Origin of the sequence: Leeuwenhoekiella palythoae (assembly GCF_900130045.1) — a bacterium.
GTDB lineage: Bacteria > Bacteroidota > Bacteroidia > Flavobacteriales > Flavobacteriaceae > Leeuwenhoekiella > Leeuwenhoekiella palythoae.
The window spans coordinates 621,255-647,593 of the sequence record NZ_FQXT01000001.1 but is presented as its reverse complement, the minus strand read 5'-3'; the positions used below and the strand labels follow the sequence as shown (position 1 = coordinate 647,593).

Below are 26,339 nucleotides of genomic sequence, written 5' to 3'. Positions count from 1 at the left end.
TTTATATTTTTTTGAATCTGCATTACACGAGGTATTGCGATTCAATTATTTTTTTTAGAATTGAAAAGTTCCTCCTAAGGATACTACCGAAATGTTAGGATAACGCCCACCATTGTTGGTATTCAACTCGGGATCCCAAAGGTCAAATTTGCTCAGGGTAAACAGGTTAGTGGCGCGCATATAGATTCTAAAATCATCAACACCAAATTTTTTGGAAAAGGTTTCTTTAAACGTGTATCCAACTTCGGCAGTTTTCAGTCTTAAAAAGTCAATATCTCGCAACCACCACGTACTGTTTTGGTTATTGTTTGTTTGTCCTATCCCCGAAGCACTAAAAGAAAGCCTTGGGTAGGTGGCATAAGCATCATTGTTTTCAGTTGTCCAGCGATCCAGACTAGTGGTGTAGATATTACCTTCACCACCATCACCTATAAATGGGCGAATACCATAACCGCCTATAAAACGGTCAGAAAAACTTTGTCCCTGAAAGAATAAACTCGCATCAAAACCTTTATAAATAGCAGTAATTCCAAAACCGTAAGTCAGTGCCGGAACATCACCATCACCAATTACTTTACGGTCAAAGGCATCTATTTGGCCATCGCCATTTAGGTCTGAATATTTGATATCTCCCGGTTGAATTTGTCCAAACTGAGTTGGAAAACCGTCTGCGGTCGTAATAAAGCCATCGCCATCAAGGTCATCTTCTAGAGTGAATAAACGTTCAGCTATATAACCTACGTTAGCTAAAAGACCTGTACCCTGACGGTTTAACCAAGGATAAGGTTGTTCTGGGACTCCGTTCTCAACGATTTTATTTTTGTTGTAAGAGAAGGTTCCTCTAAACGAAAGGCGCAGCTCTTGAAATTGATGACTGTAGTTAAGCGTTCCGTCAAAACCTTTGTTTTCGGTAACCCCGATATTTCCGTAAGGATCGGTAGTTAAACCAATGTAATTAGGAATGTCGCTTCGGTTTAAGAAGGCACCTTCGGTACGCTCGTAGAAGAAATCTGTAATCAGGCTTAATCTACTATCAAATGCATTGATCTCAATCCCTAAATCTTGTTTGCGCGCTTCGGCCCAAACAACATCAACCCCGTAATAGGTTTGCGCGATTCCATCTACATACTGTCTATTTTCACTAAAGTAATATCCATCCTGCCCGCTTTCTACACGGTTGAGGTAAGCAAAGCGCCCTGCACCTGAATCAGACCCTACCAAACCGTCTGAGTAGCGCAGTTTAAAGTAATCAATATGCTCTTTTATAGGTTCAAAGAATTTTTCGTTAGATACGACCCAACCCACTGCCAGTGATGGGAAAAAACCGTAGCGGTTGTTAGGAGCAAAGTTTTCTGAACCGTTATAACCCGCATTCACTTCAAGAAAATAACGGTCGTCATAGGAATAGGTAGCTCTACCTGCTAGACCTTCATTTCTAAAAGGTATGGCTTCTGTAAAGTTGCCGGCAAATGCATTTGAATAATCGGTACGATTAGCAAGCAGTAGACCGCTAACGCTGTGTTTTCCAAAACTGCGGTCGTAGTTTACAGAAACCTGAGTGTAGAACCTGCGGTTTCCACCATTGCTGCGATCATAGCCAAGAAAGTTAGTACCTGTGTAGGTCTCGTTAAGCAATAAACCGCCATCTTCTGTGTATGGGAAATTAGCATCTACAAAGTAGGTACTTTCACGTTTTGACCTTGCTACATTCTGCTCGTTAAATGAATCAAAAGCAAAAAGACCGTGTAGTGATAAACCTTCAGTAATGAAACTCAGCTGCTGGTTGAGGTTTAGGTTAGTGTTGAGATTGGTACGGGTAATGGTACGGTAGCCTCGTAACGCAACTTCTGCATACGGGTTGCGTAAGCCGCCATTGGCACTTCTACCGGGAACGTAACCGCCTGGGTAAAGCACGGGATATTCTACCGGTGGTGCCTCTAAGGCGGTCCCAAAGATCTGATCTTCTAAACTGATATTAGCCGAAGTAGGCGTTCCGGGATAGTTTCCGTCTGATAAATAACCTTGTATTCCTACATTGATATCTGTGGTTTTGGTCAAATCAAGGGTAAGGTTTGAAGTGAAATTATAACGCTCAAAACCAGTACCTGAATCATAGCTCACATTAGGATCTGTTTGAAAAAGTCCGGTCTCGTTGTAGTATCCAAGCGACACATAATAGCGAGCGCTTTCGGCGCCTCCGGTGACATTGATGAGTGCTTGTCTGTTGCGTCCGTAACTTTTAAAAACTTCGTCCATCCAGTTGACATTAGGGTAAAGCAGCGGATTCTCGCCTGATGCTGTGGCGTCAATGTATTCCTGAGAATATTTAGGTAGATCCCCACGCGTGGTTAAGGCTTCGTTGGCCAAATTCATATAGGTAATACCGTCTACAAGATCTGGTGTTTTAGTAAAGTGCGTTACCCCTTCAAAATAGTCTAATGTAATTTGTGGCTTACCTATTTTACCTTTTTTGGTTTCGATCAAGATCACGCCATTAGCCCCACGAATTCCATAAACTGCGGTTGCTGAAGCATCTTTTAAAATAGAGAAGGATGCAATATCACGTGGATTAATGTTGTCTAAAGAACGCTCAACCCCATCTACCAGAACCAGAGGGTATGCATTACCAAAACTTGAAATACCGCGAATCCATAGATCTGCGCCATCGTAACCCGGTAAACCTGAGCGTTGTACCCCGGTAATCCCAGAAATACGACCGGCAAGCATAGTACCCAAATTGGCAACAGGTAATTCTAGTTCGTCTGCTTTGATCGTAGATTGTGCACCTACCACGCTGATTTTTTTCTGTTTTCCGTATCCTACTAATACGACTTCATCCAAAGATTGCGCATCGTCTGCCATCTGAATGTCAATACTGGATTCCCCCTTCACAGGAATTTCAGCAGTTTTCATACCTACATACGAGAATACAAGCGTTGCTTCGCCATCGCTCACCGTAATGGTATAATTTCCATCAAAATCGGTAAGTGTTCCGTTAGTAGTGTTTTGTTCTTTAATGTTGACTCCGGGGAGCGGTACTCCTTGCGAGTCTGTTACTGTACCGGTAACTGTAATACCGGTTTCTTCTTGGGCATACATTGCTGAAGTGGTGCTCAACAGCAATGTCATGAGAAGTATTCCTAAAACCAGGATGTTACACCTGGATTCTCTAGGTCGATAAAGGACCTTAAGAGAAAAAGAATACTTGTCAATGAGAGAAAGTAATTTTTTCATCCAATAAACTGAGTTTTTAAATTATTCGTGTTTCCGTTAAAAGATTGCTAAAACTAGTAAAACGTTTTACCAAATCTTTAAGAGAACGTTGCCTAATCTAAAATTCTCACGCTTAAAGTTATAGATTGAAGTTGATAATACAATATTAGGATTACAGAATGTAATTAAAATAGCGAAATTGATTAGTTAATGGAATCGTTTCAGTAATAAAAGTCGATTTGCATCATTATGTCTTAAAAGCACTACAAAACGTTTCAGATACCGTTTAATGACGCGTTTTTATAGTTATTGATTATTCGTAACTATTAATAATTTTCAAAAATCGAAGAGCATCGTGATACTATCTACTGCCGAAATGATAGTATTTTAACATAAATTGGCATCGCCGTATTTAATACCGAAAGAGTAAGATAGAAAGGAAGTAAAATTCTGGGGTGATTTTAAAGGAAATATTCCGCATAAAAAAATCCATTTTAGAAAGATTAGATCTTCTTAAAATGGATTTCATTTTATTTATTTAATAAAGCTTACCAAAAAGCCTTTGAACCTATTTTGCATTTTGTTTTAGGCTGAAAAATTGAGCGAAAGCTACTTCTTTTTAGAAGATTCTCGCGGGAGTAATTCTGCATCAAGCACCGATTTGATCACCGGAATTTCTTTATCGCTCTTTTTGAGAAGTTTGAACATAATGCGCATCAATTCTTCGCCTAATTCTTGAAGCGGTTGCGCTACAGCTGTGATCGAAGGCGTATTGATCCTAAAGAACTCATTGTCGTCAAAGGTCACGATCCCTAGATCATAGATGAGTTTTGGGTCCAATTCTTTGATGATCTCTAATGAAGCCTGCGTCAAATAATTGGTAGAAAAGAAAACGGAATCGATCCCGTTGCTTCCGGTAAGTAGTGCTTTGATTTTATTTTTTCCTTCCGGTTTGTGAATTTCTTCAAAAGGCAATTCAAGAACCGTAGGAGATAAGCCTGCTTGCTGTACAGCGTCACGGTATCCTCTCGCGCGATCTTTCATCTGAATTTGCTGTGTATCTATCGAAATAAACGCGATGTTTTTATAACCATTATCAATCAAATGCTGCGTCGCATTTTGGGCGGCTGCATAATTGTTAATCACCACGTGATGCACATCGAGATCTTCAAAATAGCGGTCAGCCAGTACTACCGGGATATCGCTTTTAATTAGGTTTTCAATATCCTTTTTTATTCCGGGAGAGGGTATGATTAAAAATCCGTCTACTTGTCGTTCGTGAAAAACTCTAATGAGCTCTCTGGAGCGCTTATCATTGTTTTCATTACTGCAAAACAAGACTTTGTAGCCTTTTTCATAAGCGATATCTTCAATGATCCTGGCGATTTTAGCAAAGAACCTATTCCCGATATCTTCGACCATAAAGACCAGAATTTTACTTTTTCCGGTACGTAAGCTTTGAGCAACCTGATTGGGGCGATAATTGATTTCTTCTACGTAGTCTTCAATTTTTTTAATGACTTCTTTTGAAATCTTTCGTTCTTCGCCTTTGCCGTTTAATACAAAAGAAATGGTGGTTATAGAGACATTTAGTGCTTTTGCAATGTCTTTTATAGATGGGCGCTTTTGCTTCATGCGTTATTTAGGTTCTCAAGAGATCAATAAGGCTTTTCTTGCCTTTCGTGATTTCTGTGGTTGGTTTTAACGTTTATAAAAATATTGATTAAGATGAGATAACGCATGTTTTTTTAGACTAAAAGCATATTTCAGCCAATTAATATCAAAAAATGCGTAAAAAATCTTTTAAAATCAGATAGAATGCTACCAAGTTAGGATAAAGATCTGCCTTAACTTTGCCTCCTTTTTTGATCTTATAACTCCACATACCTCTATGCGCATAAAAATTGATCGTTTTGTAGTAGCAATTATCGTGGTTATCGCAATTGCATATTTTTTCCCTCAGTGGGGTGTTGCTTCAAGTCCGGTACCTTTAGATCTTATAAGCGCCATAGGGATTGCGTTGATCTTCTTTTTTTACGGACTTAAGTTGAGTCCGCAAAAGTTGAAAGCGGGATTGGGAAATTTTAAACTCCATCTATTAGTACAGGCATGTACGTTTTTAATTTTTCCGTTGCTTGTGCTGTTATTCCGGCCGCTTTTACAGAATGAAACCCACGAGATCCTGTGGTTGTCTTTTTTCTTTTTAGCCGCTTTGCCCTCAACAGTTAGTTCATCTGTTGTGATGGTTTCCATCGCTAAAGGAAATATTCCGGCGGCGATTTTTAATGCCAGTATTTCCGGAATACTAGGCATCATCATCACGCCGCTGTGGATGGGTCTTTTTATAGACGATATGCAAAGCGATTTTGATTTTACCCAGATCTATACCAAGCTGGTGGTTCAGATTTTACTCCCCGTGATTTTAGGGATGTTGTTGCAGCGGTTTTTAGGAGATTTTGTTCAGAAGCATAGCAAAAAACTCACCTTATTTGATAAGAGTATTATTTTACTCATCATTTATAAAAGCTTTGCCGAGTCTTTTTCAGACGGACTATTCGCTTCGGTTTCCTGGTTAGATTTGCTTTTAATATGGGGTGGAGTACTAAGCCTGTTTGCTGTTGTCTTTTGGTTGACCGGAAGCATTGCTAAATGGTTACACTTTTCGATCGAAGATCAAATAACTGCGCAATTTTGTGGAACCAAAAAATCATTGGTACACGGTACCGTCTTTTCAAAAATCATCTTTACCGGAATGCCCGGCTTGGGCTTAGTGTTATTGCCGTTAATGCTTTTTCACGCTTCGCAAATTATGATCATCAGTGCGGTTGCTTCTCGTTTTGCCCGAAGAGTTACTGAGCAGGAAGTGCTTTAATCTACAAACCAATTTTCAAAAATATTCTGCGTATGCTGCTCTACTGAAGTAAGCGGTAAGCGCACAATATGCTTTTCTGTGGCGAGATAGCGACGCACAATACGGTCTGCATATGCCGAGCTTTTCTGCGGAATCAGATAATGCTCAAAATCCTCGTGATGATTAAAATCTGCTGCATCGTCTATAAAACCATATCCTGAAAACCGACCTTGTTTTAAATAGATAAAAGATTTCTCACCCGTTTCTCTGCCTTTTTCTACCAATAGGCAGGACTGCTCGTACTGGTGAATATAATCGAGCGCTTTAGACACGCGCAGATTGTAATCAGCAACACTAAGATCACCAGAACACGCACCACTGCACGTGTGTATTTTATAATGATTGCAGGTAGCCACGCCTTGTTGCAGCCCACAATATTTAGGGCATAATTCAAATTCCTCACAAAGATGCTCCATAAACTGAATGGCCTCCTCACGGGTGTAAAACTGCATCCAACTCACCGGAGCGATCTTGTTTTTATGCAACGCAAACTGCTCAATCCCTTGTTTATTATGATAGGAGGTAAGCTTATAAGGTTTCGACGGATTCTTTTGTGCTTTATTGTACTTAGGGTAATATTTTAAAATCAGTTCAGCTTCCCGCAACAGCGCCAGTAACTCACTGCCGGTAAGTTCATAGTCAATACTGTGCGTGTTTTGCAGCAATTCATATTTGCGATTACTCTTTTCTCTGAAATGCGAAAGCACCCGTTTCTGTATGTCTATCGCCTTACCGATGTAAAGCGGTTTTCCGTTTTTATCTTTAAAGAAATACACACCCGGTTTATGCGGAAGATTCTCAAAATCCTGCGCTTTAAAGTGCGGAGGGAAGTAAGACTCTTTTGATTTTCGGTTAAGGAATTCTTCGATGACTTCATAATCCGGATCAAGGTCCAGGCAGCGTTGAAATAAGATTACCGTAGCTTCGGTATCTCCTTGCGCCCGGTGCCGGTCGTAATGCGGAATGTTTATAGAAGTACACAAATTGCCCAGGCTGTATGAAAACAATCCCGGTATGAGTTTCTTAGCAAGCCGAACGGTGCACAAGCGTTTTCGGTTAAAGTCAATGCCTGCTTCTTTAAATTCTGCTCGCACCACGTTATAATCAAAACCAACATTGTGTGCCACAAAAATACAATCACGAGTAAGCTCTAGGATCTGTGGCGCAATTTCATCAAAATAAGGAGCATCCTCAACCATACGGTCATTGATGCCGGTTAGTTTTTCAATATACAGTGGAATTTCTCTTCCCGGATTTACGAGTGAAGTGAACCGGTTGAGCTCTTTACCATCCTGAAGAACAATGATGCAGATCTCTGTAATTTTATTGCCTTTGATCCCGCCACCGGTAGTCTCAACGTCAATAACCGCAAACTTGGCCTCTTTCATAAGTGCAAAGTACGCAAATCTCTAACTGTTATAAAAGGAAAAAATCCGTATTAACGGAATTTTTCCATCGAAAGTCAAGAGCATAAAAAAAACCGTGCGGGGGAACACGGTTTCTTCAAGTTATCGCATCAGCGTTTTAGAATTTCCATCCGAGTGTGAATAACACACGATCGCTTTCGGTGCTTCGGTAATAGCCTAAATTGGCAGTAAGGGCTTTAAACCCGTTTAAAAATACAGACCCACCATAACTGTTATGCCATTGTTCAGAATCTTCATTAGGTACCCAAACACGACCATAATCAAACCCGGCAGAAACGCCTAATCGCAGCGGGATAAAACTTGTGGTTAATTCAGCAATACCTACACGTAGATCGGTACTTTGATAAAAAGCCGTTTTACCGTTAAAGCGCTCATTTCTAAAACCACGTAAGCTGTTGTTTCCACCTAAAGTAGCTGCGTGATAGAATTCATAGGTGTCGCCAATATTCATCTCAGCACCAATCTTAGTAGCAAGAACGGCCATTCCGCTAGGGTGCAGAGGATAGTCCACCGAAAGGGTCGGGTTTACATAAGCAAATTCGTTATCGTATTCGTCAATATTGGTTTTGTATCCGGTCACCAAGTCAAACTGAAATCCCCTTCTGATGAAGGCAATAGCACCGCTTTTATTTTTGTATTGAAATGCTGCTTCTGCTCCTGCATAATACTGTGTATTGAAGACATTATCACCTGCTGCAAAAACATTAGTATCGCCGGTTACACCGCTTCCTGAATAGGAAGTATTTAAAGATTCGACGGTAGGTCCAAAGCGCAATTGCACGCGATCTTCGCGATAGATCAATGAGGGGTTTACACTCCACTGACTGATGCGTACCCGGTTAAAATCTCGATCTACTGCGTCACGATCATAGGTGGTCTCGTTTCCGGTTCCAAAGAAGTTGATCGCATAGTTAGGCGTAGTGTAGCGTGCGTCAAGGCCAAAATTCCATTTGTAAAAAGCGTGCGCGAATTCCCCTGAATACTTCAACTCAATACCGTGTGTGGCTGCAAAATATTTTGCGGTCAAGGTTTGTTGTGTTGAAAACGGATTATTTGCCAGGCCGTAGGTGGTGTAGGTTCCACTTAAACCTGCAGAAAAACCGGTATCCTGGTCGTAATTGATCGCGGGTAGGGTAGAGAAGGCATCCAGTTTACGAGAGGCATCATTATAAGTGTTGATGTCATAACTGTCAACCAACCATTTTCGCGTACCCGAATTTACAAACGTATTGTTCTTGCTTTTATAATCGTAAGCTTTTACCGCGCGGGTGTTTTCAAAATCATAAACGTCGTTGTTTTCTCCTCCTAAAATCTTGATGGGGATGTACTGATTGCCATCACCGGTCACTTTAAAAGTATCGTCATCATCCAGCCCGTAAATCCAGATCTCTTTGGTAAGCGCTTTATCATATGTACGTTCAAAACTGCGATCATCTTCGGTAGTCAGGCTAATGCTGGTTTTACCATCAGCTTGACGCGTAATCACAAACTCATCTTTATCGCCGGTTCCTAACAGAATCTGATGACGCATCAAATACTCGTAATAGCGGCGGGCAATATCCATTAAATTATCGCGACGCGCTTTTAGATTCTTTTGTATCGCTGCTGTACTTTGGTCCTGTGCTGCTTCGGGCAGGCTAGCAAAAGCAGTAGCGATGGTTTCGTTAGTAAGTCGCTCTTGAATAAACTGAACTTGTTGTTCCCAATCTTCCCAAGTGAGGCTTTTTAAGAAGGCCTGATCCAGCGGATATGCATACCTACTCAACCATTTTACGCTGTTTACGTCTTCGTCATACTTTTCCATAGAACGAAAATCAATCAACGCCACTTTTAGCAAACCTAAAACGAGTCCGTCATACTTAGGAAACGCCTGATCACGATCCCGGCGAATGGTTTTGTATAACGTGGTACCGTCTTCCTGCTCAAAAGCAGACCAACGCCACTGATCATAATGCCGGTCATAATCCCCCACAGCAAAATCCATTAAGCGCACTTTAAGAAAATTAGCTTCATCCACCTGATGTTTTTTCGAATCTTGTATTTCTGCCAAAAGATCTTTGGTGCTTATGATGTCATCTGCGTCGCCAAAGCGTTCAAAAGATTTGTTTTCATCGCCCGCGTGCGCCTCATACATATAGAGTTTGTCGCCGTAGTCTTCATTATATATGCCCAACTGTTTTTGCTTCGGTAGGTAATAGATTTTAGGTTGCGCGTTGTAAATATCAAGACTGTCAAAAATAGGGTTCAAAGCAAACGGCGCATAAGGTTGCGCGGTGGTATAAAAATCTTGTACGATGTCTTCGGCAATAGTGTTTTCCATAAAATCACGTACGTAGTGATCTGTGATTTTAGACTGAATAAAGCGCACAGCACTTTTACGCAGTTCGCGTGCCGTGTACTCGTGTTCTTCATCGTCAATCAGACGTAGCGAGCGCGACTGATTTCCTCCGCCTTCAGAGATCGCGTGAACGTTACCCGGAAGTTTTGAAAGATCAAGTACAGGTGCTTCAATTTCTTTACTATAAACATCTCTGTAGTGGTCGCCCCATAAAAACCGGTACATCCCGCTTTTATCTGTTTCTTCTTTAGTATAGATCGAAGCCTTCTTTGTACTACCCATACCGCTGATGTCCGGACTATTAATGTCTTGAGGTTTGGGTTGCTGGCGACGAATTTCTTTCTCAAAAAGCTTTTTAGGAGTACCGTTGTCTGTTTCATAAAACTCGACTACCGAGCTTCGGTCTTTATAAACGGTAAGTCGGGCAAAACCGTGCGCTTTAGACGCAAACTGACCGTCTTTCGCTTTGCGCACACCATCAAGTTTTTCTGAAGCTGCCCCACTGATGATCTGCGGAATTCCATCATCAAATACATACTGTAAGTTGCGATCACTCGCCGAAACGAAGATCACATCAGGAAATTGACTCGCCAGTGTTTCCAGCGTGCCTGCGTATTTTTGTCTGAGCGTGCTGTAATAATCTTCAACGGTCAAACCGCCTATGTTCTCTATAAAATTCTGCTGTGACAAGGTCAATATGGAATGATGTACAGCAACAATCACGGTTTTGTTTTGCTCGTCTTTAAGGTCGTCCTTAAACTTTGCAAAAAAGTCGTCCCGCGTCTTGATGTCACATTTATTGTTTAGATACAAATGATCGTCCCAGTCTTCAAGAAACCATTGCGAATCGATCATCAATAACTCTACATTATCCATATCAAGATTTTCGATCTCGCGCGGACAACCATCATTGGGCCAGAATTCGATCTCGCTGTTGTCTTGAATAAAAGATTCAAGATCGTCCAGATTTTCGTGACCGTTTTTATTCCATTCGTTTTTTCCCGGCATTAGGATCACGTTTCCGTTAAAAGCTTCCAGCGGTTCCATCAGTTCTTGCTGCAAAAACGTTTCTACCTCCTTACGGTCTTTCTTTTTTGGCGGATAACCTTGTTGGGTGATATTTCCGATAGCTACAAAAGTGGCTTTCGCATCCTTTTGAGACATCGTAGTAATGGCTTCTAAAACCGAAGTTGTAGTGGCATTAGGAGCGTATCCGGTGTTTCCGGTGAAATAAAAAGTTTGTTCTACTTCTTTATCCTGAGCAAATGTTTGTAGCGCAGGAAGTACTAAAACCATTAGTAAAGAAAAGCGAACTTGAAAAATTGATCTAATAAACGCGTATTGGTGATTCATAGAGGCTATTAAGTTTAAGGGATCAAATTATGCTAAATATGTTAATGCGAAATCTTTTTTAACCCTCTATAACATGGTTTTAAATAAGTGTTAAGAGATTTTAAGGGATTGGTATCTAAACAAATTGAAGATGTCCGGCCAATACTGTTTCTCGAGTTTCAACAAATTTCATTTCCCTAATCTATATTGTTAAAAGCAATACTACTCCATCTTAAATTTTTAGAAGATGTGTTCTGGTTGTTTGAAACCGGTAAGCAAGCCGTGACGCTGCATCCTTAGTCTTAGGTGTATTTTGAGGTTTATTCGCGCAGTTCTTGTGCTCTTAATTTTCTGTGAAATAAGATTTTACTAACATTTTAATCCTATTACCCATAATAATTTTGGAAAAAACAAACACTATGAAAACGCAACCAAAAGGACATTTTTCCCACAGCCTCAATCAGTTACTCAAACGTTATACGTTAAGCGAGCAAGATTTACAAACACTTAATGCGATGGATGAGAATAAGATCGTAAGTCTCGCGTATACTGATTATGGCGGTTTTGATGAGAAGACCGGCAATTATTACGCAGAAGAGCGCGATATCAATTACAAGTTGAAAGTAGATTATCTTAAAGACGAAGTCGGCGGAGTTGAAACCTTAATAATGCTTCCGGTAACCATGTCTTAACGATTCGTTTACTTATAGTCACTTAAACCTTATAATGCTTTTAACGTCTTGATTTTTCAGTGCAACTTAATTTTGTTGTACATACAACAGTATTGAGTCTCGGCTCCAATTTACGAGGCCTTGACTGAAAATCAATTTTTAATTTGAGGCGCAATTTGGGATTAATTTTCCACTAACTACGCCCATAAAATTCAAATACTATGAAAGATCAAGTGATTATCATTACCGGTGCTGCGATGGGACTGGGACTAGCAACTGCAGAACTGCTTGCCAAAGAAGGTGCAAAACTGGTTCTGGTTGACTATAATGACGACGCATTAAAAGATGCTGAGAAAAAACTTAAAGAGATCAATCCTGAAGTTGCTTTACTATCGGTAAAAGCAGATGTCTCGAGCGAGGAACAAGTAAAAAACTATGTGGATCAAGCAGTAAAGCAATTTGGTCGAATTGACGGTCTGTACAACAACGCAGGAATTGAGGGTAAACAGGCTCCGATTATTGATTACGATCTTGATGTGTTTAAAAAAGTGATCGACATCAATTTAATGGGAGTTTACTACGGCCTTCGTTATGTAATCCCGGTGATGCAAAAGCAAAATTTTGGCCGTATCGTAAATGTGGCCTCCGTGGGAGGTATTCGCGGGGTGCTCAATCAGATGCCGTACGTAGCGAGTAAACATGCTGTAAGCGGAATGACTAAAAACGCTGCTTTAGAATATGGTAAAGACGGAATTTTGACCAATGCGATCGCTCCGGGCGCAATTTTAACGCCTATGGTTGCCGAAGCATTTAAGCAAGTCAACCCTGATGATCCTAAAGCTGCCGAAGCTGAATATGCAAAACGAAATCCCACTCGTGCCTTAGGTGATCCTAAAGATGTGGCCAGTGTAGTTGCATTTTTATTAAGTAAAGCTAACGGGTATGTAAGTGGTCAAACCATTGCGATCGATGGGGGAGAATCTAATATGTACGGCAACGCCGAAAACTAAAAGCCTCGTGCTTTCTCTATATATTGAAGCCGCATCTAGCAATAGATGCGGCTTCTCCATTTAATTTTAATGTAAAATTCAAAAGCAGTAAAGCTTCAGTTTATAGGCACCGCCAAGAGGTTTAATACACCGTCTCGATGATTATCGGGATGCCTCGAAGTGAAACATTCTTTTTAATCAACGCCTCAAGGCTTGTCCTGAGGTAGTTTACTATTTGACGCGCAAAGCGGGCCTCACACCGCCGTGCTGCTAAACATTAAAATATATTGGCAAAGCCAAAGGATGCAACACCCTTGAGCTTGCCTTGAACTAATTTACTCAACGCCTTCTTTATCTTTCAAGGTGACTTCAAACATCGTGGCCACTCCGTTAGCTGCCTCGTTCGCGATGTATAAAGTGCCTTCCGGACTGAACGTAAGACTTTCGGGTTGTGCAAAATGAAATTTATTCAATTCGTGCAAGGCTTTAAAACTACCGGAAGCCGAAACGATCAACAGGTGCGGACTCGTTCCATCTACGATGTAAAAATCCCCGGTTTTAGGATGTATGGCAATATCTGAAGGTTTAAACGTGTTTTCTATTTTCTTTTTTTCCAAGGCTTTAAATGCATCCCACTTTAGATCGATCGCAAAAAGCGGTTGCTCATCCTGCTCGTGGGTCTCCAACGGAATTGCATAAACTCCTTTATAACGGTCCTCGTCAAGACCCTCATCTTTGGCAATGGTGATCAGTCTGTCGTGTTCCGGTTGATAGGCGAGCGATTCCATATTATTTTTAGAATCAAAACGCGTCTTAAAATCTGAAACCACAAGCGTATCGGCCATAATATCAGCGATCTCAAAAATGTGTCCGTCGCTGCGCATCACGAACGCCATCGTACCGTTGAGCGCGATAGCTTCATAATCATCGTCTTTAGCAAACCGGGTATCCTTGGTGATCTCGCTGGTATTCAGATTAAAATTGTAGATCACACCTTCCTCATCCTGAATGCAGGCAAGGGTAGAGTCATTAACCCAAGCGATACCGCTTACCTCATAGAGCAGCTCAGGAAATTCCCAAGTGTTCACCAGATTGTAACTGGCATTTTCCAGAATTTCACGTTCTTCAGCGATCGATTTTTTATAAAACGCATACGAAAGAACTCCGCTAAAAGCCAGCGCTCCAAAAATGACGTAATGGGCTAAATATTTCATACGTTAAGGTTGTAAAAGCAAAGATTCAATATAATTCTGAAAAGAATTGGTAATGATTTGTGAATGCTTCGTAATCATTTCTTAAATAGGAAACGTTAAAGTAAACCGGTGTCCCTCAGTATAACTATAGGTTAACTGAAGTTGGTACTTTACCGCAATAGCCTGCGCAATGGGCAATCCCAATCCGGTAGATTTTTCATTGGTGCCCGACTTTTTAAAGCGCGCAAAAATATCTTCCACCTTCAATGGAGTAGGTGTCCCTTGATTGGTGATGCTCAACGCATGCTGTTTTAATCTGAGGTGAATAGGTGCTCCCGGTGTGCCGTGTACCAGGGCATTTTTAATAAGATTATTAACCAGAATGACCGCCAGATCCCGATTCATACGGTAGGACATTTCAGTTTCCTCAAGGAGTATTAAGGCTGAATTTTTATGCGCTGCAATAGCTTCAAAGTCACTAAGGCTTTGGTGCAGCAACTGCTTAAAATCTACTTCAGCTTCCTCCTGAAATTGCTCATTCTCAATTTTAGAAAGCAACAATAAGGATTTGTTGAGCCGCGTAAGTCTGCCCAGATTATCAAGAACGCTAGCCATTTGCACGAGCTGCTCATCGCTAAGCGGTTGTTGTTCTATAAAGAGTTCGAGTTTATTGATCACAATAGCCAGAGGCGTTTGCAGTTCGTGAGAAGCGTTTTCTATAAACTGTTTCTGCTCTTCATAAGAGCGCTGTGCCGAAGCGATCAGCGCAGTCACTGTTGTATTGAGCAGCGTAAATTCTTCGATCTTTGTGGGTGCTGTAGTCAAGCTGGTCTTTCGGTCGAGCTTAAAATCTTTTAATTGATCAATAAGATAGTGAAAGGGTTTCCAGATGCGCTTCAGTAAAAGATTATTCAGTATTAAAATACAAAGGACCAAAAAGGCGTATAAGCCAATGAGGTAGCTCACCAGATCTTCGATCAGGTCGTCTTCCTCTACCATCGAGGTAATGATCTTCAGTTTATAATAGCCGCCGTTTGCCTGTATGGCGCTTTCGTAAATACGCACCGGTTCATAATCTTCCTCGTTCAGCATATACATCAAGGTGTCTTGATAGCGCTCTTGTTGCTGTTCAAAGCTAGGAGCCGTAATAGGAGTAAAGCTATACACGTGCTTGTCAAAATCATTATGCGCTAAGATCGAAGGATCCTCTTGAGCGCGCTTGAGAAGCAAAATTTTCTGATTCTCCAGTCCGTCATCAAGACTGTCATAAATCTCATCAAGCATCGCATAATAAAAGGCGACTGCCCAAATGGTGATCACTCCTAAAAGTAGCAGCGCAAAGTATTGTGTGGTGTAATTTAATAGACGCATCTAGTCGACTTCAAGTTTATAGCCCACGCCGTAAACCGCCTGTACGTTGATGCTTGCCGGTTCTAGTTTTTTACGCAGATTTTTTATTTGCGAGTAGATAAAATCAAAACTATCGGCTTGGTCAATGTGGTCTCCCCACACGTGCTCGGCCAGAGCAGCTTTGGTAACGAGTCGGGTTTTATTGGCGATCAGATAGGTAAGAATATCATATTCTTTCCGGTTGAGGTTGATGTCCTCTTCTGCTATAAAAACCTGGCGCGTTTCAGGATTGATGTTCACGTTCCCCAACTGTATATTGCGATTCCCTTCAAAGTTACGGCGTCGTAAAACCGCTTGTACCCGAGCCCGTAATTCGGCCATATGAAAAGGCTTCGGCAGATAGTCATCGGCACCCAGGTTGAGCCCTTCGATACGATCGTCTAACGAATCATTTGCTGAAACAATAATAACACCTTCCTCTTTTTGCTGGGCTTTAAGTTCTTTGAGAATTTTTAGACCGTTTCCGTCAGGAAGCATCACATCTAGCAAAATACAATCGTAGGCATAGGCTCCAATTTTATCTAGTGCTTCGGTATAGGTTGCAGCGCTTTCTACTAAATACTGTTCCTGCTCCAGTGTGCGGCGCATATTATCCAGCATTTGGGGTTCGTCTTCTATAATTAAGATCTTCATAGCAGGGGTTTCATAATATAGACTGCAAGGCTAAAGCGCAAATCTGGAATCAATTGGTAATGACCTTTTTTTTAATAACTACTAAGAACTATGCAAAGGTTAAGATGCTTTTAAAATCAAGGGCTTAAGTATTTTCGGCGTAAAGCTTAAGTATAAAAACCAGGCTTTGTTTGACTCTAGTTGTGAGCTTATCCTAAATCTTTTCAGTTTTGCTCCCGTGTTTTGTTTCAAATTTAAAAAAGAAACACGATGAAAAATGTATTTATGACCGCAATTCTGTTGGGCAGCGTTAGTCTGGCCACAGCACAAACTTCAGCAAATTCCGGAGTTCCGGCACCGGTGACCCAAGCCTTCTCTACGGCATACCCTAAAGCTACAGATATTGAGTGGGAACAGCACGCATTTTCTTATGAGGTAGAATTTGAGATCGACCGCTTAGATTATGAAGTGTGTTATGCTGCTGATGGAAGCGTGGTGGCGAGCGAACAAGAGCTTCGTGAAACCGAACTACCGGCAGGGATTCAAAATCAACTGAAACAGAAGTATTCGGGTTTCCGCTTTGATGAGGCTAAAAAATATATCAAAGATGGAAAAACGCGGTATATGGTTGAAGTTGAAAATACTTTTGGGAAAGAGCACGAACTCTTTTTTGATGATCAAAATGCTTTATTAAACGCGCCAAAGGGATCAAGACCTTAAAACGTTTCTGAAGCAGTTGACGAATGAACCTTTGAGTTGAATACCGAGCAAACAGCTGGTTTCTTCCACTGATTTAACCGAATCGCTCATTTACAAAGCGTCGTACACCTTTAGCAGCAGCTGATGGTTACGACGCTTTTTTAGTATTTACATATACTGATATAGCGCGCTAAGTGGCTTGATGTCAAAAGTATGTTTAACATATTTTAATATTCTGAGCGTCTAAAACTCCTAAATGATTTCAGATTTGTGCGGGTACTTTGTCTCAACTAAAAAATAGAACTTATGAAAACTATCGCTTTAATTTTAATGACCGCAGTATTAAGCCTGAGCAGCCAAGCGCAGGAAATTCCTAAAAATGTGCAAACCAACTTTGAGGTGCACTATCCCGATGCACAAGAAGTACAGTGGGAGGTTACCTCTAAAGCCTATCAAGTAAGCTTTGTGGAAGATCAGGCGCAACATACCCATTGGTACTCTGCAGACGGTTATTTGCTAAAAACCCAAAAAAGTGCAGATGCCAGCGTATTGCCGGAACCCGTTCAGCAGAAAATTGCTTCAACCTACGAAGCGTATCGTATCGCACAGGTAACGCAGCAAGTCGCTGAGGGCTATGTCACTTATCAATTGGCACTTGCGCACGCCGAAGCTCCGGCACTGGCAGTTCAAGTGAGTCACGATGGGCGTATTTTAGAGAAATTGCCTCTAGAGACCGCTTTGAGTTCACGCCAATCGTTCTAGTTTAACCCTACTGCAATCGTATAAATTATCATTTTTTTAATGCCTTTTTAGAAAGAGCAACTTATCTTGCCGCAAACAACCAACCCAATACACTTATGGCTTCAGGATTTTTTGCGCTTCTTGATGATATTGCAACCTTGATGGATGATGTTTCGGTGATGGCTAAAGTCGCCGGAAAGAAAACCGCAGGTATTTTAGGCGATGACCTCGCTGTAAATGCTGAGAAAGCTTCCGGCTTTATGTCTAATCGTGAGATCCCGGTCTTGTGGAAGATCACCAAAGGATCGCTGCTCAATAAGATCATCATTCTACCGGTGGCCTTTTTGCTCAGTGCGTTTGTGCCGGTGGCGGTAACGGTGATCTTGATCATTGGCGGACTCTACCTTGCGTATGAAGGTGCCGAAAAGATCTATGAGTTTTTTGTGCCGCACGCACACGAAGAGGAGCGCCCCGCTTTACAAAATCGCACCGAAGAAGAACTTTTAGCTTATGAGAAAGAAAAGGTGAAGTCGGCTATTTTAACCGATTTTATCCTTTCCGTAGAGATCATCATCATCGCTTTAGGTACGGTTACCGGCGAAGAATTAGTAAATCAGATCATTGTGGTTTCTATCATTGCTTTGGTGGCTACCGTTGGGGTGTATGGGATTGTCGCACTCATCGTACGTATGGACGAATTTGGGGCTAAACTCATCAACCTGAACGAGCAAGACGACAGCTTTTCTGATAAAGTGGGTAAATTTTTAGTCAATGCCTTACCGGTAGTGATCAAGTCTTTATCTGTTATCGGGACCATTGCGTTGCTTTTGGTTTCCGGAGGAATTTTTAGACACAATCTTCACGTGGTACACGACCTCTTTCACACGTGGCCGGGTATGTTGGCCGATCTTTTACTAGGACTGGTCATCGGTTTTGTGGTGCTGCTTATTATTGGCGGAGCCAAAAAACTGTTTACATCGGCATCCGCTTAATCGAAATTGTAGCTGCTTGAAAACTCTGAGTGTTTCCTAAAGGTTTCTTTAAGGTTTCTAAGCGGTTAAGTGAGGAGATAATTTTACTTTTGCAGGCCTAACCCTTTTGTTATGCGCACGCGCTCCATCCGCATCACTTATGCGATTAGTTTTTGTTTGCTTTTGCTGAACAGTTTTAGCTATGCTCAAGAACTACAACAAGACAGCCTATCGCGCTGGAATATCGATTACGGTAACAAAGGCGTATTATTTACGGCACCTGACGATGCCTTTAGTCTGCATATACAGAGCCGGTTGCAATTTCGCTTTGCGACCCCGGGAGATAATGATCCGGTGACGTTTGATGATTTTAACGATGAAAAGAATTCGGTTTTTAAGATTAACAGAGCCCGTCTCAAAGTAGGGGGGCACGCGTATAAACCCTGGTTGAAGTATTATTGGGAGTACGAATTAGGGCGCGGGAATCTGCTTGATTTTAGAATTATGATCGAGCGCTGGAAATGGCTCAATATCAAGGTTGGCCAGTGGAAGGTTGAATTCACACGTGAGCGCCGCATCAGCAGTGGTGCGCAGCAATTGGTGGACCGTTCTATTTTAAACCGAAGTTTTACCATAGACCGGCAACAGGGTATTGAACTCTACGGAAGGTTAGAAGGTCGCGGAGCAGCTGATTTCAGCTATTGGGCAGCTGTACTTACCGGCTCAGGACGCTCTAATAGCGAAAATGACGATAAAAACTTGATGTATTTTGGTCGCCTGCAATGGAATGTATTAGGAGACGATCTGGGCTTTGGCGGTATCAGCGACTTGCAAATTCACAAAACTCCCGAAGCACAAATCGCTTTTTCTGCGGTGACTAACCGGAGTCCGTTTACTCGATTTTCTTCTTCCGGCGGCGGATTTTTAACCGGTTTTGAAACCCAAGAACCCGGGCAGTACCGCATCAATCAGGGGAACTTTGAGACCGCTTTTGTTTATCGTGGATTCAGTTGGCAATCGGAGTTGCATTATAAAGAGGTGATTGATAAACTCGATGCGGATGCGACTACCCAATTGCGCGGGTATTATATGCAAGCCGGGTATTTTGCACATCAGGCGATAAGCTGGTGGCCTAAGCAACTGGAGATCGCAGCGCGCTACGCCAATTTCAATCCGAATATTGATAGTGAAACGTCACTAGACGAAAAATCCTTGGCGTTTAATTGGTTTTTTAAAGGACACCGCAACAAGCTCACCGCCGAGCTATCAAGTTTTGACTACGAGACCGAAGATGCCCAACTTGAAAACGAGCTGCGCTTTAGAATACAGTGGGATATTTCGTTTTAGTCGGCATACAGCGTATTATCATGTTTAAGCACATAGCGGCGCGCCTGATTTTGAAACTCCTGTGCCGTCTGACCGGTGTGGGTTTTAAAAAACCGACTAAAATAAGAGCGGTCTTTAAATTTGAGGTTATAGCCAATTTCTTTGATCGTATGCTCACTGTGTATCATCTGGCGCTTGGCCTCAAGAATCAAGCGGTCGTGGAGTAGTTGAACCACGGTTTTGTCTAATTTTTCTTTTAAAATCTGATTGAGTCGCTTTGCGCTCAGTCCCATCTTTCCGGCGTAAAAAGCGGCTGTACGTTCCTCAAGATAATTCTTTTCAAGTAACATCATAAATTCATAGACGCGCTTTTCATTGAGATCTTGAAGTGTAAAATGCTGTTCTTTTAATTCGATAAGCTTCAGCAATAAAACTTTCAGTAAGGCCTTCAGCATAATAAGATTTACCGCATCTTGATCATATTCGGCATACATCAATTGATACACCGCAGAGAGACTTTGGGCGTGTTCCTCACTCACTTGTAAGCAAGAGAACTCTCCCTGAAGGTTAAAGATTCGGAACACATCTAGTAAAAATTCCTTTAGATCATCTTCCAGCAATTCTTGTTTAAAAGAAATAAGCACGCCGCGTTTTCCGGCTTTGTTCAACTGATGTACACGATACGGTGGGATCAGGTAGATCCAATGACCATTGACGGTTTGAAAATCATACTGCGGAGGGTGCAGCGCATCTTCTTGCTGTAACCATACGATCTCAAAAAATTCACGTCTTCCGGGGTCGTCCAGATAAGAAGGAGGGCAGTCGGCTAGATCACGTATGTATAGTACTTTATCACTAAGCATAAATAACTTTTTATAGGGGTTGCTAACAATTAGGTAATAAGGAAAAAACCTACTGATTTCTAAAATGTACCACAAAAGTAGCATATCGTACCTAAGATATTTTGGTAATGTGCAGATTGTACCACACATCTATCATATTGTGAAACAAGTACCACGCGCTTCACAGTACTTTTGTTTTCTAATACAAACACGCAATTATGCAAACCCTTGAAACGATAAGCAGTGAAGCCGCATTAGCAGATGCAATCGCGCTGATTTATAATGAACACGAGTACCTAAGACAAGGTGTTGCTTTTGAACAACTCGCAGTACTTATCGCTCCTTTAGAACGTGCGCAGCGTATTTTTTTGATGGGAATGGGTCGCAGTGGATTTATGATGCAAGCGCTTGGTATGCGTTTGATGCATTTAGGTTTTGACGTACATATGGTAGGAGAGACCACCGCGCCGGCGATTACCAAAGGCGATGTACTGCTTGCAGGTTCGGGAAGTGGAAGTACCACCAGTATCGTGAACGCAGCAAAAACAGCAAAACGAGAAGGAGCTGCCGTACTCTGCTTTACCACCAATATGGAATCGCTTTTAGCAGATCTGGCCGATGTAGTAGTGGTGCTTCCGGCGGCACAAAAAAACAGACAAGAAGCTGAGGTTTCTCAGCAATATGCCGGTAGTTTATTTGAGCAAGCGCTATTGCTCTACGGAGACGCACTGATACAGCTGCTTTGGAATAAAGGCGGAAAGACTGCCGACCAACTTTGGCAGCGACACGCAAATTTAGAATAAGAACAAGAATAATTTTTAATATACTAAAAACAAGATATCATGGCTAAGTTACAAGTAGCAATTGATTTATTAAAGACCGAAGATGCCCTTGCATTGGCTACGAAAGTGGCTCCTTATGTAGACATTATTGAGTTGGGTACTCCACTTATTAAAAGTGAAGGATTGGCTGCAATTACAGCAATTAAGAATGCATTTCCTGACAAAAAGGTATTTGCAGATTTTAAAACCGCTGATGCCGGCGAGTTGGAAGCAGATATGGCTTTTAAGGCAGGTGCTGATTACATCACTATCTTAGGGTCTACCGGAAACAGCACGATCGCAGGGGCGGTAAAAGCGGCTAAAGCACACGGTAAAGGTGTGGTGGTAGACACCATTGGTGTTGCAGATCGTGTAAAACGTGCACAGGAAGTAACGGAACTGGGTGTAGCATTTGTGGAATTACATGCAGGTCTTGACGAGCAGGCAGAAGAAGGCTACTCGATTCAAGTATTGATCGACGAGGCAGCACGTGCCGGAGTGCCGGTTTCTATCGCAGGTGGTGTAAACCTTGACAGCATCAAAGCCGTAAAAGACTCTGGAGCTGTAGTAGCAGTTGCCGGTGGAGCGATCTACGGGGCTGAAGATCCTGCAGAAGCAGCAAAAGCGCTTCGCGCATTACTCAACTAATCAAGAGTTCGTAAGTTGGTTGAAAAACGAAAAGCTCCTGGCGCAAGTAGGGAGCTTTTTTATTGGTTCCGCCAAAGGGTTTTATACTCTGTCCCGAAAGCTATCGGGATGCCTCGAAATTAAAATATGTTTCCAAGCTATATCTTGGAGGCCTGCCTTTGTCGGCAGACAGGCTTGCTCTGGAAAGTTTGCGGTAGCGACCAAGGCTTTATTGCTTACGAACTAGCAAGAAAAGATTGCTTTATAATTTTTTAAGCTTAATGTCTTTAAAGATCACGCCTTGACCTTCGGCCTGTAAACCGATGTATCCGCTTTTTAAGGCTTGCCCATCTACTTTGAGTTTGGGATTGTAGCCATTGGCTACATCGCCGCCTATTTGGGTATTGGTATACCGAAGCACTTCTTTGCCGTTTACTTTATGAATGATCAGCGAATCCTGATACACGATGAGGTCTGCGTCTACCCAAGTATCCCAACGAAAGGTGGGGGAAGACGAATTGATACAATGATCGTTTGATTTTTCACCTTTATAATACACATCGGTACCGGGCGAACACATATTGCCGGTAGGTCTGGATTTTCCGGGTTCGGCTTCTGCCAGCATTTGATATTCTACCGAAAGCGGCCAGTCTTGTTCCTTTAAGATCGTTTCCGGGGCTTGGGAGTGGAACATCACGCCACTGTTGCGGTAGGTATAGCTCGGAGCATCTTCCATCCATTCGTCAGTAAATCTATATTTGAATTTTAAGTGAAACGAGGCAAAGGCTTCGTCGTAAAAAAAATGTCCGTAGGTCTCATCAAAGCTATCATAGTTATCATAGGCAACCACAATACTGCTGTCTTGCACCCGAAAGGTATCGGCATAATTTTCACCTACCTCGTGATGGTAAAACTTAGGCGTCCATCCGTTGAGGTTGGTACCGTTAAAAAGGGTGATCCATTCGTTTTCGGCTGTGTTTCTAGAGTTGCAAGCGGTGCTTACCAAAAGGAGCATCAGCCCCAAAATCTTTAAAAAATTCATATAAAACAATGCTATTCGTTTTAAATGTATAGATTTTTTATGGAATACACTTAGGATTTAGACCTACAGGGAATGGAAAGCTTTAGGTAATGCAAGCCCTCCGTCGTCTCGACGCTAGGAGAGATCACAATCGTATAGCACCGTAATGAAGTCTAAGAAACAAAAAAAGCTATCTGATTAGAATAACGCTCCTCTCCTTTTGAAGGAGGGGAAAGCCTGCGTAGTAGGCAGGGGTGGTTTTGGTAGATTTGCGGTAACATCACTCCTCCTCAACGAGGAGGGGAGCTGATGAAGTTATACGTGTAGTGTGATGTTTCTTGTTGTTGGAATGAGAAGTTTTTGGAGATTTTCAGTACGCGATACAATCGCGCACGAACACTCAAGTAAACCACAAACAATAAACTCATTACTGTAAACTGCAACTGCCTACTGTAAACTGCGACTGCTGACTGCCCACTGCTACTGTCTACCTCCCCCTCGAGGGCCGTCGCGTTCTTGCAGGACTTGGTCTGAATGTAATACACGGGCAGCTTTGGCTGAGGCTTCAACTTTCGTGGCACTGCGTTTGAGCATTTCGGTTTCAAAGGGCGTTAAGATCTTTTTACGGAGGTTGGTGTCTTTCCACGAGGTATTTGGTTTGCACACTTTGGTGATGCGTCGGGCTAGGGCTAGCGCATCCAGTAGGGCTTGATTGGCGCCCTGACCTTTAAACGGACTCATAGGATGGGCGGCGTCGCCCAATAGGGTTATGGGACCACAAGAAGCAAAGTCTAACGGACGTAACAGCTCCCGGTCATAAACCGGATAACCGGAAATAAAAGCAGCCGGAGTGGCTTCGATGATTTGCGGAATAGGATCGTGCCAGTTGGTACGTTTCAGCACTTCCTTCTTTAAGGCTTCAGCTCCTTGCGCACTTAAGTTTTTAGCTTCTGCTTCCGCTAGCGGATAACTGAACTGCCACATCATATGCTCGGGATCATAAGGCATCATATACATACGCTCGTTCCCATTGGCGGTTTGAAATACAGTTTTTTGATCCAGTAACTCGTGAGCAGCATCCTGCAGATCACTTAACGCACAGATCCCCAGGATCACGATACAATCGAGATAGCGCAAGGGATAGGGCTCTTGCTCAAACAATAACTCGCGTACGCTGCTGCGAATACCGTCGGCACCCACCAGCAGATCGGCGTGCGCTGTGGTGGCGTTTTCTTGGCTGTTAAACTTAAGTTCAATACCTGTTTCCGTCTGGTTGAACCCGTTAAGCTGATGTCCCCAGCGTATCGCGTCAGCACCCGAAAGTTGTTCTAATAGAGCCAAGCGCAGGTTTTGCCGGGCAATATGAATGTTGGTACGTTTAGGCGTTACATTATTTTGCGTATCCCACTTGCGCATGCCCCATTCGCCCAAGACCGTACCGTCTGGCGTATGTGCGATATGCCGGGTAGAAACGATGCCCTGTTCCAGAGTGTCTATGCCAAAACCTTTTACCGCCGTATGTGCCTGTTGGAGGGTAAGTCCGTAGCCCTGTGCACGGGTATCAAAATTAGCATCCCGCTCGTACAAGGTAAACGGAATTTCCCGGTGCAAACAAGCTACCGCCAAAGCCGTTCCACCAATCCCACCCCCAATGATCGCCAGATGTGGAAAGCGTGTGGTGTCCGGCTTCGGAGGGTGCGGGGCAGGGAGGAGTCCGCTTCCTGAGCAGGAGGGACACACCTGCAAATGCGCTTTAGGCTTTACCGGCTTGGGATTATCAGGAAAACGTTGGTACACCTCCAAAGCTTTTTGATACCGCTGCTTCGCACGTTTTGAGAGTCCGCGGTTCTGTTTCCCCAGACCATGACAATCGGGGCAGGCGGTATGGCTTGTGGGGGTGTTCATTAGAGAGCTATTATGTCGAAAGCAGATGCAAAAGTAAGAATCAAATAAACTAAACTTAATGAACTGAATAAAAAAAAAGGAGTACATCCGTACTCCTTAATTCTTTAGGTAGGTAAGACTTATTCAGTAAATTCAATGATTTGGGCGGAAACAATCACTTTGAATTTGGTCACAAATAAAAAGCCTGATGATTTAACTTCGACTACTTCATTGACAATACTGCGGGAAGCACCTTTCATTTGAGCAGTACGTAGCATATTGGCTTTAGCTTCTGCGATTAGACCATTTTTTGAAAGTCCTCCAATACCCAAAACATAGGTTGCCTGAGCTTCGCCTTTGACCAGGTCTATAACTTTAAAATTCTTTTTGGTTAGGACAACCTCGGTTGTGTTTTGATTAAAGTTTTTGGGCAAACCATGATGTGAGGCACAACTGGTAAGCGTTAGTGCAATTAGCAGGATAAGTGTAAAAAGTTTTTTCATAAAATGTATCATTTGAACCTACTTCTGTTTAATGTCTTTTTTCGGCTTGTTCCGACAAAAAACAAATCTAGTTAGCGCATCAAAACTTCTTTTACAGAATTCCGTAGTTTGGTTTATATTTTAATTGTTTTGAATTTTAGTTTTAGAAGAGTATAGATCCGTTTTAGAATCGTTCAATTCTTAAGGTAAGCGCACTCGTCACTTCGAGTGGTTGAAGTAGTGCGTTAGCAGTGCTTCAACTGTATCGAGAAGTGTTTTTAGTAAAAATGTTTCTTGCTAGATAGACTTCTTGTCCGAAAGCTATCAGGATGCTCTCAAAGTGACAGCTTGTTGCGTATTATTATTATAAACACGCGATACAATTCCCAATCTTCATTGGGACCAGTAGCATGGTAAACTAGGATTATTTACCTAGCATTGGTTTGATAAGTTTTCTTTCAAATCATGTTCTTTACTTTTCTTTGCTTCTCCAAAGAAAAGTAACAAAAGAAAAGAGCCCCTCGCTTGGGAATTTTTCGCTATCGCAAAAACCGCCTTGTCAGCTCCGCGTCGCTACCGCTCCTGTCCTTCGGAGCTTCCCGCGTCTATTCTGAACCGAGGGAAGGGCTAAAGAATACTATTCTTAGTTTCAGTTTGAAGACGGCCTATCATGAGGTTCTCGTTAAATTTGCAGGGAGCGGGGCGTCGGCAGGCGGTTCTGTTTGAGGCCCGTGGCCGAGTTAAGCGCATGCAGTGCAGCGAGCATAAAATTTAGAGAAGCTCATGTAAGCCTTAATCTTTTGTTTCTTTTGTATCAAGACAAAAGAAA

The 26,339-nt window shown here is 42.2% G+C and carries 20 protein-coding genes; 9 read left to right on the top strand and 11 right to left on the bottom strand.

The annotated features are described in order from the left end of the window. Positions 1-54: 54 nt before the first annotated feature. A complete protein-coding gene (locus BUA96_RS02685; RefSeq protein WP_233430594.1) occupies positions 55-3,129 on the bottom strand; it encodes a SusC/RagA family TonB-linked outer membrane protein in 3,075 nt (1,024 codons plus the stop codon). Positions 3,130-3,822: 693 nt separating this feature from the next. Then, positions 3,823-4,848: a LacI family DNA-binding transcriptional regulator gene (locus BUA96_RS02680; protein WP_072980073.1), complete on the bottom strand. Its 1,026-nt coding sequence runs from the start codon at positions 4,846-4,848 to the stop codon at positions 3,823-3,825. Between the two features lie 256 nt (positions 4,849-5,104). Here BUA96_RS02680 and BUA96_RS02675 point away from each other — a divergent pair, with 256 nt between their 5' ends. Next, positions 5,105-6,085 carry a bile acid:sodium symporter gene (locus BUA96_RS02675; RefSeq protein ID WP_072980071.1) on the top strand — a complete coding sequence of 327 codons (981 nt, stop codon included), beginning with the start codon at positions 5,105-5,107 and terminating at the stop codon, positions 6,083-6,085. On the opposite strand, the gene BUA96_RS02670 is transcribed toward BUA96_RS02675, so the two are convergent. Then, positions 6,082-7,512 (bottom strand): exonuclease domain-containing protein, encoded by a 1,431-nt coding sequence (locus tag BUA96_RS02670; protein WP_072980069.1) that lies wholly within the window; start codon positions 7,510-7,512, stop codon positions 6,082-6,084. The genes BUA96_RS02675 and BUA96_RS02670 overlap by 4 nt on opposite strands. A 136-nt stretch (positions 7,513-7,648) precedes the next feature. Beyond that, positions 7,649-11,242: a ShlB/FhaC/HecB family hemolysin secretion/activation protein gene (locus BUA96_RS02665; RefSeq protein ID WP_072980067.1), complete on the bottom strand. Its 3,594-nt coding sequence runs from the start codon at positions 11,240-11,242 to the stop codon at positions 7,649-7,651. Positions 11,243-11,640: 398 nt separating this feature from the next. Here BUA96_RS02665 and BUA96_RS02660 point away from each other — a divergent pair, with 398 nt between their 5' ends. Both BUA96_RS02660 and BUA96_RS02655 read left to right on the top strand, forming a co-directional pair. Then, complete coding sequence (locus BUA96_RS02660) at positions 11,641-11,913, top strand: hypothetical protein (RefSeq protein WP_072980065.1); 273 nt, start codon at positions 11,641-11,643, stop codon at positions 11,911-11,913. A 200-nt stretch (positions 11,914-12,113) separates the two neighbouring features. Then, on the top strand, positions 12,114-12,902 hold the full coding sequence (locus BUA96_RS02655; RefSeq protein WP_072980063.1) for an SDR family oxidoreductase: 789 nt from the start codon (positions 12,114-12,116) through the stop codon (positions 12,900-12,902). Between the two features lie 314 nt (positions 12,903-13,216). Here the strand turns inward: BUA96_RS02655 and BUA96_RS02650 are convergent, their stop codons facing one another. From BUA96_RS02650 to BUA96_RS02640, 3 genes are all read right to left on the bottom strand, one after another. Next, positions 13,217-14,095 (bottom strand): SdiA-regulated domain-containing protein, encoded by an 879-nt coding sequence (locus tag BUA96_RS02650; protein WP_072980061.1) that lies wholly within the window; start codon positions 14,093-14,095, stop codon positions 13,217-13,219. Positions 14,096-14,176: 81 nt separating this feature from the next. Continuing rightward, complete coding sequence (locus BUA96_RS02645) at positions 14,177-15,445, bottom strand: sensor histidine kinase (protein WP_072980059.1); 1,269 nt, start codon at positions 15,443-15,445, stop codon at positions 14,177-14,179. Then, positions 15,446-16,117, bottom strand: coding sequence for a response regulator transcription factor (locus BUA96_RS02640; protein ID WP_072980057.1), 672 nt, complete (start codon positions 16,115-16,117; stop codon positions 15,446-15,448). A 249-nt stretch (positions 16,118-16,366) separates the two neighbouring features. Here BUA96_RS02640 and BUA96_RS02635 point away from each other — a divergent pair, with 249 nt between their 5' ends. From BUA96_RS02635 to BUA96_RS02620, 4 genes are all read left to right on the top strand, one after another. Continuing rightward, a complete protein-coding gene (locus BUA96_RS02635) occupies positions 16,367-16,816 on the top strand; it encodes a PepSY-like domain-containing protein (RefSeq protein ID WP_072980055.1) in 450 nt (149 codons plus the stop codon). Between the two features lie 285 nt (positions 16,817-17,101). After that, entirely contained in the window at positions 17,102-17,557 is a 456-nt protein-coding gene (locus BUA96_RS02630; RefSeq protein ID WP_072980053.1) for a hypothetical protein, read from the top strand. A gap of 95 nt (positions 17,558-17,652) precedes the next feature. Then, positions 17,653-18,528: a DUF808 domain-containing protein gene (locus BUA96_RS02625; RefSeq protein ID WP_072980051.1), complete on the top strand. Its 876-nt coding sequence runs from the start codon at positions 17,653-17,655 to the stop codon at positions 18,526-18,528. Between the two features lie 111 nt (positions 18,529-18,639). Beyond that, positions 18,640-19,854 (top strand): porin, encoded by a 1,215-nt coding sequence (locus BUA96_RS02620; protein WP_072980049.1) that lies wholly within the window; start codon positions 18,640-18,642, stop codon positions 19,852-19,854. On the opposite strand, the gene BUA96_RS02615 is transcribed toward BUA96_RS02620, so the two are convergent. Next, positions 19,851-20,696, bottom strand: a complete 846-nt coding sequence (locus BUA96_RS02615) for a helix-turn-helix domain-containing protein (protein WP_072980463.1) — start codon at positions 20,694-20,696, stop codon at positions 19,851-19,853. The genes BUA96_RS02620 and BUA96_RS02615 overlap by 4 nt on opposite strands. A 197-nt stretch (positions 20,697-20,893) precedes the next feature. Here BUA96_RS02615 and hxlB point away from each other — a divergent pair, with 197 nt between their 5' ends. Continuing rightward, positions 20,894-21,478: a 6-phospho-3-hexuloisomerase gene (hxlB, locus tag BUA96_RS02610; protein ID WP_072980047.1), complete on the top strand. Its 585-nt coding sequence runs from the start codon at positions 20,894-20,896 to the stop codon at positions 21,476-21,478. Positions 21,479-21,517: 39 nt separating this feature from the next. Next, positions 21,518-22,144, top strand: coding sequence for a 3-hexulose-6-phosphate synthase (gene hxlA / locus BUA96_RS02605; protein ID WP_072980045.1), 627 nt, complete (start codon positions 21,518-21,520; stop codon positions 22,142-22,144). A 241-nt stretch (positions 22,145-22,385) separates the two neighbouring features. Here hxlA and BUA96_RS02600 read toward each other — a convergent pair whose 3' ends face one another. From BUA96_RS02600 to BUA96_RS02590, 3 genes are all read right to left on the bottom strand, one after another. Next, positions 22,386-23,165, bottom strand: coding sequence for a 3-keto-disaccharide hydrolase (locus BUA96_RS02600; protein ID WP_072980043.1), 780 nt, complete (start codon positions 23,163-23,165; stop codon positions 22,386-22,388). Positions 23,166-23,624: 459 nt separating this feature from the next. Next, positions 23,625-25,049: an FAD-dependent oxidoreductase gene (locus tag BUA96_RS02595; protein WP_072980041.1), complete on the bottom strand. Its 1,425-nt coding sequence runs from the start codon at positions 25,047-25,049 to the stop codon at positions 23,625-23,627. A 119-nt stretch (positions 25,050-25,168) separates the two neighbouring features. After that, on the bottom strand, positions 25,169-25,531 hold the full coding sequence (locus tag BUA96_RS02590; protein WP_072980039.1) for a DUF6567 family protein: 363 nt from the start codon (positions 25,529-25,531) through the stop codon (positions 25,169-25,171). Positions 25,532-26,339: the final 808 nt, after the last annotated feature.

What these genes read in the sequence shown, in the direction of transcription:
- BUA96_RS02685 (WP_233430594.1), bottom strand. Translation starts at nt 3,129, where the DNA reads ATGACATTGCTGTTGAGCACCACTTCAGCAATGTATGCCCAAGAAGAA.
- BUA96_RS02680 (WP_072980073.1), bottom strand. Translation starts at nt 4,848, where the DNA reads ATGAAGCAAAAGCGCCCATCTATAAAAGACATTGCAAAAGCACTAAAT.
- BUA96_RS02675 (WP_072980071.1), top strand. Translation starts at nt 5,105, where the DNA reads ATGCGCATAAAAATTGATCGTTTTGTAGTAGCAATTATCGTGGTTATC.
- BUA96_RS02670 (WP_072980069.1), bottom strand. Translation starts at nt 7,512, where the DNA reads ATGAAAGAGGCCAAGTTTGCGGTTATTGACGTTGAGACTACCGGTGGC.
- BUA96_RS02665 (WP_072980067.1), bottom strand. Translation starts at nt 11,242, where the DNA reads ATGAATCACCAATACGCGTTTATTAGATCAATTTTTCAAGTTCGCTTT.
- BUA96_RS02660 (WP_072980065.1), top strand. Translation starts at nt 11,641, where the DNA reads ATGAAAACGCAACCAAAAGGACATTTTTCCCACAGCCTCAATCAGTTA.
- BUA96_RS02655 (WP_072980063.1), top strand. Translation starts at nt 12,114, where the DNA reads ATGAAAGATCAAGTGATTATCATTACCGGTGCTGCGATGGGACTGGGA.
- BUA96_RS02650 (WP_072980061.1), bottom strand. Translation starts at nt 14,095, where the DNA reads ATGAAATATTTAGCCCATTACGTCATTTTTGGAGCGCTGGCTTTTAGC.
- BUA96_RS02645 (WP_072980059.1), bottom strand. Translation starts at nt 15,445, where the DNA reads ATGCGTCTATTAAATTACACCACACAATACTTTGCGCTGCTACTTTTA.
- BUA96_RS02640 (WP_072980057.1), bottom strand. Translation starts at nt 16,117, where the DNA reads ATGAAGATCTTAATTATAGAAGACGAACCCCAAATGCTGGATAATATG.
- BUA96_RS02635 (WP_072980055.1), top strand. Translation starts at nt 16,367, where the DNA reads ATGAAAAATGTATTTATGACCGCAATTCTGTTGGGCAGCGTTAGTCTG.
- BUA96_RS02630 (WP_072980053.1), top strand. Translation starts at nt 17,102, where the DNA reads ATGAAAACTATCGCTTTAATTTTAATGACCGCAGTATTAAGCCTGAGC.
- BUA96_RS02625 (WP_072980051.1), top strand. Translation starts at nt 17,653, where the DNA reads ATGGCTTCAGGATTTTTTGCGCTTCTTGATGATATTGCAACCTTGATG.
- BUA96_RS02620 (WP_072980049.1), top strand. Translation starts at nt 18,640, where the DNA reads ATGCGCACGCGCTCCATCCGCATCACTTATGCGATTAGTTTTTGTTTG.
- BUA96_RS02615 (WP_072980463.1), bottom strand. Translation starts at nt 20,696, where the DNA reads ATGCTTAGTGATAAAGTACTATACATACGTGATCTAGCCGACTGCCCT.
- hxlB (WP_072980047.1), top strand. Translation starts at nt 20,894, where the DNA reads ATGCAAACCCTTGAAACGATAAGCAGTGAAGCCGCATTAGCAGATGCA.
- hxlA (WP_072980045.1), top strand. Translation starts at nt 21,518, where the DNA reads ATGGCTAAGTTACAAGTAGCAATTGATTTATTAAAGACCGAAGATGCC.
- BUA96_RS02600 (WP_072980043.1), bottom strand. Translation starts at nt 23,165, where the DNA reads ATGAATTTTTTAAAGATTTTGGGGCTGATGCTCCTTTTGGTAAGCACC.
- BUA96_RS02595 (WP_072980041.1), bottom strand. Translation starts at nt 25,049, where the DNA reads ATGAACACCCCCACAAGCCATACCGCCTGCCCCGATTGTCATGGTCTG.
- BUA96_RS02590 (WP_072980039.1), bottom strand. Translation starts at nt 25,531, where the DNA reads ATGAAAAAACTTTTTACACTTATCCTGCTAATTGCACTAACGCTTACC.